Below are 12712 nucleotides of genomic sequence, written 5' to 3' on the forward strand. Positions count from 1 at the left end.
CGGTGCGAACCGGCTTGATGGGGAGATTACGGGTTATCGGCTCACGCCGCAGCGTCAAAGCCCGTGTCGTGAGCCATTCGCTTCAATTCGAGTAGTGCGTGCTTCTCGATCTGGCGGATCCGCTCCCGCGTCAGACCGTGCTGCTTGCCCACTTCGGTGAGGGTCCGCTCGCGGCCGTCCTCGATCCCGTACCGCATCTTGATGATGGAGGCGGTGCGGTGGTCGAGCTTGCCGATCAGCTCCTCGAGCTCCTCGCTGCGCAGCAGCGTCATCACGGACTGCTCGGGCGAGATGGCGGAGGTGTCCTCCAGCAGGTCACCGAACTGCGTGTCCCCGTCGTCGTCCACGGACATGTTCAGGCTGACCGGGTCGCGGGCCCAGTCCAGGACGTTGCCGACGCGCTCGGCGTTGGAGTCGAGCTCGGCGGCGATCTCCGCGTGCTCCGGGTCGCGCCCGTGCTCACGGTTGAACTCACGCTGCACGCGCCGGATCCTGCCGAGCTCCTCCACCAGGTGGACGGGGAGCCGGATCGTGCGGGACTGGTCGGCGATGGAGCGGGTGATGGCCTGCCGGATCCACCACGTGGCGTACGTGGAGAACTTGAAGCCCTTGGCGTAGTCGAACTTCTCGACCGCGCGCACCAGGCCGGCGTTGCCCTCCTGGATCAGGTCGAGCAGGGGCAGACCCGCCCTCGGGTAGCGCCTGGCCACAGCAACGACGAGCCGGAGGTTGGAGCGGATGAATATGTCCTTGGCGCGCTCGCTCTCGGCGACCAGCGCCTCCAGCTCCTCGCGCTTCGCTCCGCCGGCGTCGCTCTCCACCTCGCCCGACAGGATCTGCTGGGCGAAGACACCCGCCTCGATCGTCTGTGAGAGCTCGACCTCCTTGGCGGCGTCGAGCAGCGGTGTGCGAGCGATCTCGTCCAGGTACATGCCGACCAGGTCGCGATCGGCGATCTCCCCGCCCACGGCGCGAACACTGCTTGCCCGGTCGGTCCCGCCGGTGCTGGCGGACGAACGACGGGCGACGGCACGGGTTGCCATGCGTGCTCCCTTGTTGAGTAGGTCGCGACACCCTCTCGGGTGCCCTGCATCCGATGGAAACAACGACTGGAATCCGGACAGAATTCCCACGGAGGCCATTCACTTTCGAGATCATGCAGTACCCTGTCGCCCCCAGCCGGAGGACACATGGTGCAGATACCCACAGAAGTGCAGGTCAGGCCCGGCGTCGAGGCGGACCTGGAGGCCCTCACCGACATCTACAACCACTACGTCCGTGAGACGGCGCTCACGTTCGACACGGTCGCCTTCACCCCGGACCAGCGCCTGCCGTGGCTGCACTCCCACCCGGAAGACGGCCCCCACCGGCTCCTGGTTGCTCTGGAGCCGCGTACCCGGGACGACGCGCCGCATGTCCTCGGCTACGCCACCAGCAGTCCGTACCGCCCCAAGCCGGCCTACGGCACCTCCGTCGAGGTGAGCGTGTACTGCGCCCCCGGTGCCACGGGCCGCGGCATCGGCACCCTCCTCTACAAGGCCCTGTTCGAGGCGCTGGCCGGCGAGGACATCCACCGCGCGTACGCCGCGATCGCACAGCCGAACGAGCCGTCCGCCCGGCTGCACGACGCGTTCGGGTTCCGCCACGTCGGGACGTACACGGAGGTGGGCAGGAAGTTCGACCGCTACTGGGACGTGTCCTGGTACGAGAAGCCGCTGCTCAGCCGAACTGCACCGAGCGCTTCGCCAGGCCCATCCAGAAGCCGTCGATGACACTGCGCCCCTGATCGAGGTCCCCCTCGGCAGCGCCGAGAGTGACGAACAGCGGCGCGAAGTGCTCGGTGCGGGGATGGGCGAGGCGGCCCGCCGGTGAGGCGTGCTCGAAGTCCAGCAGGGAGTCGACGTCCTGCGCCTGGAGGGCCCGGTGCCCCCAGTCGTCGAACTCCGCCGACCAGCCGGGCGTGCCGCCGCCGGTGTGCCGCAGGGCCGCCAGGTTGTGCGTGAAGAAGCCGCTCCCCACGATCAGCACCCCCTCGTCGCGCAGCGGGGCGAGCTTGCGCCCGATGGCCATCAGCTTCTGCGGGTCGAGGGTCGGCAGGGAGATCTGGAGGACGGGGATGTCCGCGGCCGGGAACATCTCGACCAGCGGGACGTACGCACCGTGGTCGAGGCCGCGGTCCGGGATGTCCTGGACCGGGGTCCCGGCGCCGCGCAGCAGTTTACGGACGTCGTCCGCGAGCTTGGGGGCTCCCGGGGCGCCGTACCGCACCGCGTAGTAGTGCTCGGGGAATCCCCAGAAGTCGTAGACGAGCGGCACGGTCTCGGTGGCACCGAGGGCGAGGGGCGCCTCCTCCCAGTGCGCGGAGACCATCAGGATCGCCTTGGGGCGCGGCAGCCCCTCCGACCAGGCGGCCAGCTCGCCCGGCCAGACCGGGTCGTCGGCGAGCGGCGGGGCTCCGTGGGACAGGTAGAGGGCGGGCATGCGTTCCGCGGTGACTGTCATGACACTCCCCATTCCTCTGCCGATCAAGGTATGTGTGTTCTCTACAGGTACCGGGAACAGGCACCTGCGCAAGCACCGGGATCCGGCAGATCGGCCCTTCGGGGCCAAGTCTTTGAATCTTCAAGTTCAAACTACCGGAGACCTTAGCTCTATCTAGTTCAACTTTCAAGAAAAGGTCGTACAGTGGAGTACATGACCACGGCATCCCCCGGCGGGCCCCGGTGGCTCACCGACGAAGAGCAGGGCGTGTGGCGCGCCTACCTCCACGCCACCACGCTCATGGAGGACCACCTCGACCGCCAGTTGCAGCGCGACGCGGGCATGCCGCACATCTACTACGGACTGCTCGTCCACCTCTCCCGGGCCCCCCGGCGGCAGAAGCGCATGACCGAGCTGGCCAAGGACGCCAAGATCACCCGCTCCCGCCTCTCGCACGCCGTCGCCCGGCTGGAGAAGAACGGCTGGGTGCGCCGCGAGGACTGCCCCTCGGACAAGCGCGGCCAGAACGCCGTCCTGACCGACGAGGGCTACGCCATGCTGGAGCGGTCCGCACCGGGACACGTCGAGGCGGTGCGTCAGGCGATGTTCGCCCGCCTCAGCCCGGAGCAGGTGCAGAACCTGGGCGAGATCATGCAGGTCATCGCCGCCGGTCTGCAGCCCGAGGGCACCGACGCGGATCTGCCCTGGCTCCGCTGAGCGGAACCAGGGCAGATCACAGGGGCCGGAGGCCGTCAGGCGTCACGCCGGGCGGCCGGGCCCCCGGCCCGGGCCCGGCGCCGTGCTCAGTGTGCGACGACCGGGATCTTGAACTCGTCCTCGATCCCGTCCGCCAGGTCCCCCGAACCGCCGACCGCGCCGGTACCGGGGCGGCCGGTGTTGATCAGGGTCACCGCGATCGCCGAGGCGCCGACCAGGATGCCGACCGCCCACCAGATCGCCGCGGCGAAGCCGCTGACCATGGCCTGCAGCTGGAGCAGCTTGGGATCGCTCGCGCCGGCGGCGTGATCGACGACGTAGGCCGTGGTGGCACTGGCGGCGATGGTGTTGAGCAGCGCCGTACCGATGGCGCCGCCGACCTGCTGCGAGGTGTTCACCATCGCGGAGGCGACACCCGCGTCACGCGGCTCGATGCCGTGCGTGGCCAGGGACATCGCCGGCATGAACGCCGTACCCATGCCCAGGCCGAGCAGCAGCTGGCCGGGCAGGATGACGGCCGCGTACGAGGTGTCGATGTCCAGCTGGGTCAGCAGCAGCATGCCGACGGCCGCCACCAGGAAACCGGGGCCCATGAGCAGCCGCGGCGGGACCCGGGTCATGAGCCGGGCGCCGATCTGCGTGGATCCGGTGATCATGCCCACGATCATCGGCATGAACGCGAAGCCGGTCTTGACCGGGGTGTAGCCCTTGACCACCTGGAGGTAGTAGGTCAGGAAGAGGAACAGCCCGAACATCGCGATGATGGCGAGGCCCAGCGAGAGGTAGACGCCCCCGCGATTGCGGTCGGTCACGACGCGCAGCGGCAGCAGCGGCGACTTCACGCGCGACTCGGTGACGACGAAGGCCAGCAGCAGCACGGCTGCGGCCACGAACATGCCGATGGTCAGCGAGTCCGACCAGCCGGCCGACTCGGCGCGGGTGAAGCCGTAGACCAGCGAGACGAGACCCAGCGTGGACAGGACGACGCCGGGGATGTCGAGCGGCGAGCGGTTGCGGCCGCCGGCCGGCTCACGGATGACGAGGTAGGCGCCGACGGCGGCGACGATCGCGAACGGGATGTTGACGAAGAAGGTCCAGCGCCAGTTCAGGTACTCGGTCAGGAAGCCGCCCAGGATCAGGCCGACCGCGCCACCGCCACCGGCGATGGCTCCGTAGATGCCGAACGCCTTGGCGCGCTCCTTGGCATCGGTGAACATCACGGCGAGCAGGGAGAGGGCCGCCGGTGCGAGCAGTGCGCCGAAGACGCCCTGCAGGGCACGGGAGCCGAACATCATCGCCTCACCCTGGGCGGCGCCGCCCAGCGCCGAGGCGGCGGCGAAGCCGATCAGGCCCACGACGAAGGTGCGCTTGCGGCCCCAGAGGTCGGCGATGCGTCCGCCGAAGAGCAGGAGCCCGCCGAAGGCGAGGGCGTAGGCCGTGATGACCCACTGCTTGTTGCCGTCGGAGATGCCCAGGTCCGTCTGGGCCGAGGGCAGAGCGATGTTCACGATGGTCGCGTCGAGCACGACCATCAGCTGGGCGAGGGCGATGAAGGCCAGCGCTTTCCAGCGGCTGGGATCCGGGAGGGTACCGGCTGTTTTCGACATGGGAGTAGCCACCTAAGGGCGCGAGGAGTTGCTGGGTCGGCGACCGGGCCGCGCGGGCGGACCCGGGTGCGTGACCGCAAAAGGGCGGGAGGTACCGGCGGCCGGGCCTGTCAGGTCCGGTCCGGTTCCAGGGCTGGTGCGGCCCGTCGAGGGCCTGAGGTCTGAGGGTGTCGGTTCTCCGGTGCGCGGACGTCAGCGCCCGCTGCGCAGGACCTCCAAGGTCGCCGCCGATCCGGGCAGCTCGGAGCGGGCCGGGGCTTCCAGGCCGTCCAGGAGGAGCTGCAGATGACGGTGGGTGAACCGGTCGATGGCCGGGCAGGCGATACCGGGCAGCGGTCGGGTGAGCTGGGAGAGGGCGACGAGCACGTCACCGACGCCGATGTCGGTGCGCAGCCTCCCTGCGGACTTGGCGCGCTCCACGAGGCCTTCGACGGCCTCTTCGAGGCGACGGCGCTCGCTGAGCAGTTCGGGGTGGTCCTTGTCGAAGCCACCGGAGAGCATCGGGCACAGGGCGCCGATCCGCTCGTCGGCCGCCGCGTGCACGAAGCGGCTGAGCGCGGCGAAGGGGTCGGACTCGGCCGCCACGGCCTCCTCCAACCGGTCGGTGGTGCGGGAGGTGACGGCGAGCACGACCTCGTGGGTCAGAGCCGCCCGGTCGGGGAAGTTCCGGTAGAGCGTGGCGTTGCCGACCCCGGCCCGTCGCGCGACCTCGTCGAGCGGCACATCCGGCCCGAACTCGACGAACATCTCGCGCGCGGCCGTCACGATCCGCTCCCGGTTGCGCAGCGCGTCGGCCCGCGGACGGGACGTACGGCGCTCCACGGCACAGGGGGCGGTTCCGGCGGCGGACTCCACGGCCACGGTCCTTCCCTTCAGGTGTCTGTCCGGCCTCCGGGGAAGAACCGGGGACCGTGTCCCCGTTTCGCGGGGGACACAGGTGTAAACGGGGAGAGGATCCCCGGTTATTTCCCGCCTCAATGTGACCTGCGTCACAGATCATCCGGGACAGAACCCCTCCATCGGCGCACCCAGCGAGCGGTCCCCCGGCACCCGGAACAGGCTGATCGCCAGAGCGCAGTCAGGGCCGGCCGGCTGCCGCGGACCGAAGGCGACGCCCTATGCAGCAGCCCCGCCACCGGATACGCGCCTACCGCCGCCCCCTCGCACTCGCCGGAGCATCAGCCCTGGTCATCGCCACGATGGCCTCGGCGAGCTCCACCCTCCCCGTCGCCAGCCGCGCCTCCGCGGGGCCGGTGGCCGCACCACGGGGGACCGGCCTCGCACCGTGCCGGATACCCACGGCCATGGGCGTACAGATGTCGGAGGGAATGCCGACACCGCCCGGCTACGCCCGCTCGACCGGGCAGATCAAGGCCCTCAACCTGATGATCGACTTCCCCGACGCGCAGGCGACGGAACCGGCGGCGGACCGGCTCGCGGAATTCTTCCCGCAGACCTCCGACTGGTTCCGCACCAGCTCCTACGGGCGGCTCACCTACCTGCCCGAAGCGCCCGTGAAGGACTGGCTGCGCATGCCCCTCCCGTTCTCCGAGTACGGGATCGAGCGCGGCTCACCCTACGAACCGGGCTACCGCAAGATGGTCAAGGACCTGGTGTCCGTCGCCGACCCGCGGGTCGACTTCTCGGCGTACGACCTGGTCAACGTGCTGGTCACCCCGAACGCCGGCCCCTCCGCGCTGGACACCGTCCTGTCGGTGACCTTCTCCGGCAACGACGACGCCCCGTTCGCCGACGGCATCCCGCTCGCCAACACGTCCTTCGTCTACAGCCGCCAGGACGACGGCTCGGGCTCGTACGCGGAGACCGGCTACCGCGTCCTGCCCCACGAGAACGGCCACGTCTTCGGACTGCCCGACCTCTACACGCTGGAGGGCGGCGGCTCCGTGGGGCACTGGGACATCATGTCCGAGGACTGGGGGGCCAACAACGACCTCCTGGCCTGGCACAAGTGGAAGCTCGGGTGGCTGGACGGCGACCAGGTGAGCTGCGCCGCCATGCCCGGCACCAGCGAGCACCTCCTCGGGCCGCTGGCCACGACGGGCGGCCCGAAGCTGGCCTTCGTGCCGGTGAGCGCGCAGTCCGGCTACGCGGTCGAGGTACGGACCCCGGAGGGCAACGACGAAGCCGTCTGCCGCCCCGGCGTCCTCGTCTACAAGGTCAGCTCCGACGTGGACACCGGCCAGGGGCCGGTGTCCGTCGAGGACAGCACCGAGGACAGCGGCGGCTGCACCCGCCGGCCGAACGTCCACGCCGAGCTCTCCGACGCCCCCTTCCAGCCCGGCGAGACCTTCACCGACCGGGCCAACGGCATACGCATATCCGTGCTGGAGAAGGACGGCGACGGAAACTACCGGGTGCGGATCACCCGGCCGTGAGCGCCCAGCCCTCGCCCGTGCCCGCGTGCTCCGGGACCACCGCTCAGCCCCCGCCCGCGTGCCCCTGGACCACCCCGCTCAGCCCCCGCCCGCGTGCCTCCTGACCACCCCGCTCAGTCCTCGCCCGCGCCCGCGTGGCCTTGTACCACCCCGCGCAGCTCCCTCTTCAGGACCTTCCCCGTGGCGTTCCGCGGCAGCGGATCCGGCGTCACCAGCACATGGGCCGGCACCTTGAACGCGGCCAGACTCCGGCCGACGTGTGCGCGCAGCGCGTCCGCCGTGACGGTGGCACCCCGGCGCAGCCGGACGACCGCCGCGACCTCCTCACCGAGCACCGGATGCGGAACGCCGAGCACGGCCGCGTCCTCGACGTCGGGATGGTCGTGCAGAGCGGCCTCGACCTCCACGCAGTACACGTTCTCACCGCCCCGGATCACCATGTCCTTGATCCGGTCGACGACCGCCACCCGCCCGTCCCGGCGGACCGCGAGATCCCCCGTACGGAACCAGCCCTCGGTGAACGCCGCAGCGGTGGCCGCCTCGTCGCGCCAGTATCCGCGGACCAGGGACTGGCCGCGCAGCCACAGCTCGCCGGCCTCACCGTCGGGCAGCGCCTCCCCAGCGGGACCCGCGATCCGCACCTCGGTGACCGGCGTCGGGGTGCCGACGGAATCCGGGTGCGCCCGGTAGGCGGCTCCGAAGTTGGCCAGCACCCCGCCGCTGGTCTCCGTCAGGCCGTAGCCGTTGCGCGGCTCGATCCGCTCCCCGTGCCGGGCGGTGAGCCGCGCGACCAGATCGGGCGGAGCCGCCGCGCCGCCCGTGTTCAGCATCCTCAGACCGTCCAGACCGTCTCCCGCGCGGTCCGCCGCCGCGAGCAGCTGGAGCGCCGTGGCCGGAACGCCCGCGAACACGGTGACCCCGTGGCTGCGGATCAACCGCAGGGCATCGTCGGCGTCCCATTTGGGCATCAGGACGAGGGTGCCGCCCACCGCCATGGCCGCGTAGAGGCTGGTGAACGCCGCGACGTGGAAGAACGGGAACGTCATCAGAGTGATCGGCGGCGCCCCCTGCCCCGGGATGACCCCGCGGCCGAGCGCCGAGGCGGCCGCCTGGTAACGCGGGTTGAGGGCCGCGCCCGCCTGCGCGAGGTGGGTGGCCACGGCGCCCTTGGGCCGCCCGGTGGTGCCCGAGGTGTAGATGATCGTGGCGTCGTCCTCGGGCCGGACCTCCACGTCGGGCGGTGGGGCCGCCGGATCGGGCTCCGGCAGATCGGCGTACCGCTCGGCCCCCTCCGGCACCTCTCCCCCGTGGTGGAAGACGACGAAGCGCGCCCCGGCCCTCACGCCCCAGGCCGCGGTCTTGGGCAGTTGCTCCCCGTCGACCAGCAGCACCTTCGGCTCGCAGTCGTCGAGGGCGTGGCAGAACTCCCCCTCGGTCCACCAGGCGTTGAGCGGTACGGCGACGAGACCGGCCAGCTGCGCCGCCCAGAAGGCGACCTGCCACTCGGGGTGGTTGCGCATCGCCACGACGGCCCGGTCACCGGGGCGCAGCCCGTACGTCTCGGTGAGCCGCCGGGCCAGCGACGACGCCGCGGCGAAGAACTCACCGTACGAGCAGACCCGTTCACCCGCGATCAGGAAAGGCTCGTCCCCGAACGCCCAGGTGGCCTCGACGAACTCCCGCAGGGTGCGCGGGCCGTGCGCGTAGACGAGCGGTCCGTGCTCCGCGCGCTCGACGGCGAACGGGGCCCCGGGCCCGGTCAGCGACGCCTCGATGCGGGCGGCCGGATCGTCGGCGGGGGCGGACGACGGAGAACTGCTGCGGTCGGCATGCGGCACGAACGGCCTCTCAGTTACTGCGGACTGACTCAGCGGCCCGGCGACGCTATGCCCGCACCGTGCCCCCGTCAACCAGCTCCGCCCGGCCGGGGGACGGCCCCGGCGACGGCCGGTGGCGGCAGCCCGTCCGGGCTCGGCCCCCGGCCGTGAGGGGACGGCCGCTCCTACCGGAACGCGGGCAGAACACGCTCCGCCCAGGCGGCGAAGGGGGCGGCGGGGTGTCCCAGGACCTTCTCGATGTCCGGGCTGACCCGCTGTCCGGCGGGAAGGGGCAGACCCAGGACGTCCGGCGTCCCGTCGACGAAGGCACGAACTCGGCGCGGCCTGGCGCCGCTCTTCGCCCACCTCGCCAGCTGGGTGGACAACCTGGCGCGCGTCGAGCAGGCGCGCCGGACGTTCGACGACGTGGGGGAGGCGGCCTCCGGCCGCCGTCACTGAACCGGCGGGGCGTGACACCACCGCGACCGTGCGTCCACCGCCCCACCCGCTACACTGTCGGCGGTGGCCCGGACCTCACCAGCCGGACCGCCACGCACCTGTCGGCAAGCCGACCTGCTGCCCGTCGCCCACCCGGGCGGGGCTCGGGGACACGCTTATCGGCAGACCCCGCCTTCGTAGCTCAGGGGATAGAGCACCGCTCTCCTAAAGCGGGTGTCGCAGGTTCGAATCCTGCCGGGGGCACAGCACAAAGGGCCAGTTCGGAGGCTTGATCCTCTCGAACTGGCCCTTTCGCATGAGCACGCTCGTGCCACAGACGTGCCACTACGTCCCGGCGTCTCCCTGCTGCTTACGGATCATCGCCCCCAGCCGATCGGCGATCGCGCGGTCCCGGTCGGCTGTCATGTGCTGATAGATCAGTGCCGCACGCGCCGTGCTGTGGCCCATGCGCGTCATCAGCTCACGCGTGCTCGCCGTCGCAGCGACGAGGTTGTTCCCCGTGTGCCGCAGATCGTGGAAGTGGACGTCCGCAGAGATGCCCGCGGCCTTACGCGCCTTGATCCAGTCGTCCCGGAAGTTGCTGCGCCGCAGCTGTCCGCCCTGGGGGCCGAGGAAGATGTGGCCGTCGCGACCGGCACCCGCGTAGCGCTCCAGGTGCTCGATGACGTCGGGCAGGATTTCGTCCGGGAAGGCGACGGGGCGGACGCCGGCCGCCGACTTCGGAGCCTTGTCGAAGAGCTTGCCGTTCTGCATCTCGGCCTGAGCGCGCTGCACCAGGACCACGCGCCCGGCGGTATCGATGTCGCGGCGGCGTAGAGAGGCCAGCTCACCGAAGCGCAGCGTGGTGAACGCGGCGAGCAAGACGAGCAGCCGGTACCGGGGAGCGATGGCGTCGGCAGCGGCGTACACCTCAGCCACGGTCAACACAGGCCGCTCGGGCACGTCGTAGCGGTCTGCGCCCTTGACCCGGCAGGGGTTACGACGGATCAGTTCGTCATCAACCGCCGTGTTCATGATCGCTCGGAGGACCTGATAAGCCTTGACGACGGTCGGCTCCCCCACTCCAGCCGCGAGCAGCTTTCCGCGCCAGGCCCGGACGCGGGACGTGGTCACATCGGCCAGAGATCCGGATCCGAACGTCGGCGTGATGTGCAGCCGGATGACTGCCTCGTTCCGTTCCCTGCTGCGGTCGGCGAGCTTGCGGTCCCGAAGCCAGGCATCGGCGTACGCGGCGAAAGGGACGACGCCCTTGTCCGGGTCTTCCCACTGGCCACGCGAGATGTCCGCCTCGATGTGGGTCAGCGCGACGTCTGCGTCTGTCTTGGTCGCGTAGGTCTGCTCGGCACTGCGGAGCTGCCCCGTCGCAGGGTCACGATATCGAGCCTGCCAACGACCAGACCGCAGCTGCCGAACGGAGCCGAAGCGCCGACGAATGCCCTTCTTGTTGGCCATCAGGCAGCCCTCCGGAGTCCGGCTCGCCGGATCGTCAAAGGCTCCACCGTGTTGGCCGTGACAAAGGCCGCTACGGCCGTCTCGGGGATGCGGACGTGTCGACCGACCTTGACGAAGGTGATCCGGCGTTCCTCGATCAGCCGCCGGGGGAACCGGACGGTCGTGCCGAGGAGTTCGGCGACCTGGTCAACGCTGAGCAGTCGTTCCATGCTCACCACTCCCCTGTGGTGTCGAGCGCTTGGAGTTCGGCGCGGTGTTCGCGGGCGGTGTCGCGGTTGTGTTGGATGTCGCGATGAATGTTGGCGGCGAGCCAGGATTCGCCGGGGGTGTGGCCGTGGCCGGCGTAGGCCCAGTGCGCGAGGGTGAGCGTGGTGGCTTCGGGGTGGTCGTCCGGATCGGGCAGGCCGAGGGCTTCTCGCTGCTGTGCGGCGCGGTAGTCGGCGCGGACCTGTCGAAGGGCCCCGAGGGTGGTGGAGTACCGGCGCGACTTGGTGGAGAAGTGGCCGCGGAAGCCGAGCATGTGGGCCCAGTCGCGGAGCTTGCGGTCCGGGTAGGCGTGGTGGAGGTCGAGGCACGCTTCGATCAGCCGCCGAGGGTGGTCCGGTACGCCGAGGAGGATCAGGGCTTCTTTGTTGCCGATGCGGTGGTCCACAGTGCCGGTGGTCTCGGCTGCTTTGGTGGCGTACTTGGCGACGTAGGAGGCAACGGCCTGTTCGGTGAGGTCTTCACCGTTACCGAAGGCGCCAATGGGCTGGACGTCGAGCTGCGTGCCCCAACGAAGCACCCACTCGTTGACAATCCCGGCAGCCGGATTGGCCGGCACAGTGACTTCGACCCGGGCGGCAGCCGCGCGGATGGCGTCGTCGAGCAGATCGAGGGTGGCCCAGGCCGGGGGCGGCGAGTCCGGCCCGTCCGGACCGTCGAAGCGGATCACCGCGTGGAAGTGAACCGCTCCGCGCTTCTGATACTCAGCGACCTTCCCGAAGGACAGCCGGGACTGTTCCCGGGCGGCTTTCTGGGTGAGGCCAGCTCGGCGGGCGATCTCGCGGCGCAGGTAGATCGTGAAGTAGCGCCAGAGATCGGAGGCGTGGTTGTTCCACAGCACTGCTCCGGCGTAGTCGTAGGTGGCTGGGTCGAGCGGGGTGCCGAGCTCCGCAGCCGTTTCGGGGTGGTGGGTGCCGCAGCGGCAGGGCCGGTTTCCGGGCCGGTTGTGGACCGGGCCGAACGAGGGGGCGGTGAGGGTGGCGAAGACCCGCGGGTGGTTGCGGATGGTGTGCGGGGTGCCCTTGTCCGGATCTCCGGTGAGCCCTGCCCGGATGAGGTGGTACGTGTCGCCCGCGTAGGTCCAGGCGCAGGCAGGGCAGCGGGAGGCACGGCGGTTGCCGCAGGCAATCCGTAACCGGCCCCCGGGCTCGGTGTCGGTCGTGTAGTGGTGCAGGAGGGTCCCGGTTGCCCGGTCGGTGGTCTTGGTGGCGCCGGTGAGGTGGATGGGCTGTGCGCACCCTTGGGTGCGGCGGATCTGCTCTTCCCAACGGTCGAAGCCGGTGGACCCGGCCACCCTCAGCACATCGGCGAGGGTGGCCGGGTCCAGGCCCGCCGCAGTGGCGGTGTCCGTCACTGGTTCTCCTTGGGCGGGTGGTTGTCGATCCAGTCCTCGGCGCACACCTTGTGGACGGGCTTGCCCCGGTCGGAGCGCAGCGGGGTGGGCTTGTCGCAGAGCACGCAGGGCTTGTCGCCGGTGGGGTCGAAGTGCTTCTTGTCGCTCCAGTCCAGGAGGGCCATG

13 protein-coding genes and 1 tRNA gene are annotated in these 12712 nt (G+C 70.5%); 4 read left to right on the top strand and 10 right to left on the bottom strand.

Annotated elements, in window-relative coordinates:
• Positions 1-41 precede the first annotated feature (41 nt).
• Positions 42-1043 (bottom strand): sigma-70 family RNA polymerase sigma factor, encoded by a 1002-nt coding sequence (locus OG488_RS16005; protein WP_329229869.1) that lies wholly within the window; start codon positions 1041-1043, stop codon positions 42-44.
• Between the two features lie 147 nt (positions 1044-1190).
• Here OG488_RS16005 and OG488_RS16010 point away from each other — a divergent pair, with 147 nt between their 5' ends.
• Positions 1191-1772, top strand: coding sequence for a GNAT family N-acetyltransferase (locus OG488_RS16010; RefSeq protein ID WP_329229870.1), 582 nt, complete (start codon positions 1191-1193; stop codon positions 1770-1772).
• Here OG488_RS16010 and OG488_RS16015 read toward each other — a convergent pair.
• On the bottom strand, positions 1720-2502 hold the full coding sequence (locus OG488_RS16015; RefSeq protein WP_329229871.1) for a dioxygenase family protein: 783 nt from the start codon (positions 2500-2502) through the stop codon (positions 1720-1722). The two genes, OG488_RS16010 and OG488_RS16015, sit on opposite strands and share 53 nt — an antisense overlap.
• A gap of 183 nt (positions 2503-2685) precedes the next feature.
• On the opposite strand from OG488_RS16015, the gene OG488_RS16020 reads away from it, so the two are divergent.
• Positions 2686-3198, top strand: a complete 513-nt coding sequence (locus OG488_RS16020) for a MarR family winged helix-turn-helix transcriptional regulator (protein WP_329229873.1) — start codon at positions 2686-2688, stop codon at positions 3196-3198.
• An 86-nt stretch (positions 3199-3284) separates the two neighbouring features.
• Here OG488_RS16020 and OG488_RS16025 read toward each other — a convergent pair whose 3' ends face one another.
• The gene (locus tag OG488_RS16025; protein WP_329229875.1) at positions 3285-4805 is read right to left on the bottom strand and encodes an MFS transporter; all 1521 of its coding nucleotides are present in this window, start codon (positions 4803-4805) and stop codon (positions 3285-3287) included.
• Positions 4806-4997: 192 nt separating this feature from the next.
• Positions 4998-5660: a TetR/AcrR family transcriptional regulator gene (locus OG488_RS16030; protein WP_329238705.1), complete on the bottom strand. Its 663-nt coding sequence runs from the start codon at positions 5658-5660 to the stop codon at positions 4998-5000.
• A 263-nt stretch (positions 5661-5923) separates the two neighbouring features.
• Between OG488_RS16030 and OG488_RS16035 the strand changes: the two genes are divergently transcribed.
• Positions 5924-7201, top strand: a complete 1278-nt coding sequence (locus tag OG488_RS16035) for a M6 family metalloprotease domain-containing protein (RefSeq protein WP_329229877.1) — start codon at positions 5924-5926, stop codon at positions 7199-7201.
• A 113-nt stretch (positions 7202-7314) separates the two neighbouring features.
• On the opposite strand, the gene OG488_RS16040 is transcribed toward OG488_RS16035, so the two are convergent.
• Positions 7315-9039 (bottom strand): class I adenylate-forming enzyme family protein, encoded by a 1725-nt coding sequence (locus tag OG488_RS16040; RefSeq protein WP_329229880.1) that lies wholly within the window; start codon positions 9037-9039, stop codon positions 7315-7317.
• Positions 9040-9203: 164 nt separating this feature from the next.
• Positions 9204-9404, bottom strand: a complete 201-nt coding sequence (locus tag OG488_RS16045) for a hypothetical protein (protein ID WP_329229882.1) — start codon at positions 9402-9404, stop codon at positions 9204-9206.
• Positions 9405-9647: 243 nt separating this feature from the next.
• On the opposite strand from OG488_RS16045, the gene OG488_RS16050 reads away from it, so the two are divergent.
• Positions 9648-9720: transfer RNA gene (locus OG488_RS16050), tRNA-Arg, on the top strand.
• Between the two features lie 81 nt (positions 9721-9801).
• Here OG488_RS16050 and OG488_RS16055 read toward each other — a convergent pair.
• From OG488_RS16055 to OG488_RS16070, 4 genes are read right to left on the bottom strand one after another with little or no spacing between them, the layout of a single operon-like run.
• A complete protein-coding gene (locus OG488_RS16055) occupies positions 9802-10929 on the bottom strand; it encodes a tyrosine-type recombinase/integrase (protein WP_329229884.1) in 1128 nt (375 codons plus the stop codon).
• Positions 10929-11138, bottom strand: coding sequence for an excisionase family DNA-binding protein (locus OG488_RS16060; RefSeq protein ID WP_329229886.1), 210 nt, complete (start codon positions 11136-11138; stop codon positions 10929-10931). The genes OG488_RS16055 and OG488_RS16060 overlap by 1 nt, the downstream gene beginning before the upstream one ends.
• Before the next feature lie 2 nt (positions 11139-11140).
• On the bottom strand, positions 11141-12547 hold the full coding sequence (repSA, locus tag OG488_RS16065; protein WP_329229888.1) for a replication initiator protein RepSA: 1407 nt from the start codon (positions 12545-12547) through the stop codon (positions 11141-11143).
• Entirely contained in the window at positions 12544-12711 is a 168-nt protein-coding gene (locus OG488_RS16070) for a hypothetical protein (protein ID WP_186819177.1), read from the bottom strand. Before OG488_RS16070 ends, repSA begins: the two co-directional genes overlap by 4 nt.
• Between the last annotated feature and the right edge of the window lies 1 nt (position 12712).

Origin of the sequence: Streptomyces sp. NBC_01460, from assembly GCF_036227405.1 — a bacterium.
Taxonomy (GTDB): Bacteria; Actinomycetota; Actinomycetes; order Streptomycetales; family Streptomycetaceae; genus Streptomyces.